This is a genomic window from Burkholderia sp. BCC1638, from assembly GCF_902833195.1.
GTDB classification, from domain to species: domain Bacteria; phylum Pseudomonadota; class Gammaproteobacteria; order Burkholderiales; family Burkholderiaceae; genus Burkholderia; species Burkholderia diffusa.
The window spans coordinates 1-1204 of the sequence record NZ_CADFEC010000077.1 but is presented as its reverse complement, the minus strand read 5'-3'; the positions used below and the strand labels follow the sequence as shown (position 1 = coordinate 1204).

General features: G+C 63.1%; 2 protein-coding genes. One reads left to right on the top strand and one right to left on the bottom strand.

The genetic code is table 11. The features are described 5' to 3' along the window. Positions 1 to 97 precede the first annotated feature (97 nt). Positions 98 to 235 carry a hypothetical protein gene (locus HWX22_RS31225; RefSeq protein ID WP_175891702.1) on the bottom strand — a complete coding sequence of 46 codons (138 nt, stop codon included), beginning with the start codon at positions 233 to 235 and terminating at the stop codon, positions 98 to 100. A 48-nt stretch (positions 236 to 283) separates the two neighbouring features. Here HWX22_RS31225 and istA point away from each other — a divergent pair. Beyond that, positions 284 to 1204: IS21 family transposase (gene istA / locus HWX22_RS31220; protein WP_175916989.1), on the top strand; the 921-nt coding region annotated here is incomplete at its 3' end.

Genomic DNA, 1204 nt, shown 5'->3' with positions numbered 1-1204 from the left:
TGCGTATTTCGGCGAACGTGATCAGCGATTTCGGTTGAACGTGATCAGTGGTTCCGATTGATGGTGATCGGCCGTTTCGGTCGAAGGTGATCGCTGATCACCGGTTTCCGAAACGAGCGATCATCTTGCCGAAACGGGTGATCACGTTCCCGGAATGAGTGATCAGCGAACCGAAACAGCTGATCACGCGACCGAAACGGGATGGCCGTTCCGGCTCGGCGGTGGTGTTGCGCATGTGATCAACGACGGGCGTTAGCCTTGTCTCTTTTTAGGGGACAGGTTGATGCCGGCACATCGGATGAGCATGCGCAAACTGAAGGAAGTATTGCGGCTGAAGTGGTCGTGCGGCCTGTCGCACCGCCAGATCAGCCGCGCGATCGGCATCAGCGTCGGCGCCATTTCGGCATACGCCGCACGCGCCAGCGCGGCGGGCCTCGACTGGGCTGCCGTCGAACCGCTTGCCGATGACGAGCTCGAGATCAGGTTAGACCTGCCGGAGGAAGCAGCGGCCCCGACCCGGCGGGTCGATCCGGATTACACGGTGATGCACCGCGACCTGCGCCGCAAGGGTGTGACGCTGCAGCTGCTCTGGGAGGAGTACGTCGAGGCCCACCCAGGCCAACGCACCTACCGCTATACGCAGTTCTGCCAGCGGTACAAGGACTGGGCTGCAGCGCTGAAGCGCTCGATGCGTCAGCAACACCGCGCCGGCGAGAAGCTGTTCGCCGACTTCGCCGGGCAAACCGTGCCGATCCTCGACCGCGACGGCGGCGTCGCGTTCAAGGCCCACGTGTTCGTGGCCGTCCTCGGTGCCTCGAACTACACCTATGCATGTGCGACGAGTTCCGAGGCCATGCCCGACTGGATCGGCAGCCTGATCGACGCGTTGGAATTCTATGGCGGTGTTCCCGAACTGCTGGTGCCCGACAACCCCAAGGCATTGATCGCCAAGGCCGACCGGTACGAACCGGTGCTGGGCAACACGACGCAGGACTTCGTGAACCACTACGCGACCGCCATGTTGCCGGCGCGGCCGCGCAAGCCGCAGGACAAGGCGAAGGTCGAGGTCGGCGTACAGATCGTCGAGCGCTGGATCCTCGCTCGGCTGCGCAACCACCGCTTCTACAGTCTGGCCGAACTGAACAAGGCGATCGGCAAACTGATCGCCGACCTGAACCGGCGCCCGTTCAAGAAGCTCGACGGC

Bases quoted from the DNA above. Each gene is read 5' to 3' on its own strand.
- HWX22_RS31225 (WP_175891702.1), bottom strand. From the start codon at position 235: ATGCGCAACACCACCGCCGAGCCGGAACGGCCATCCCGTTTCGGTCGC.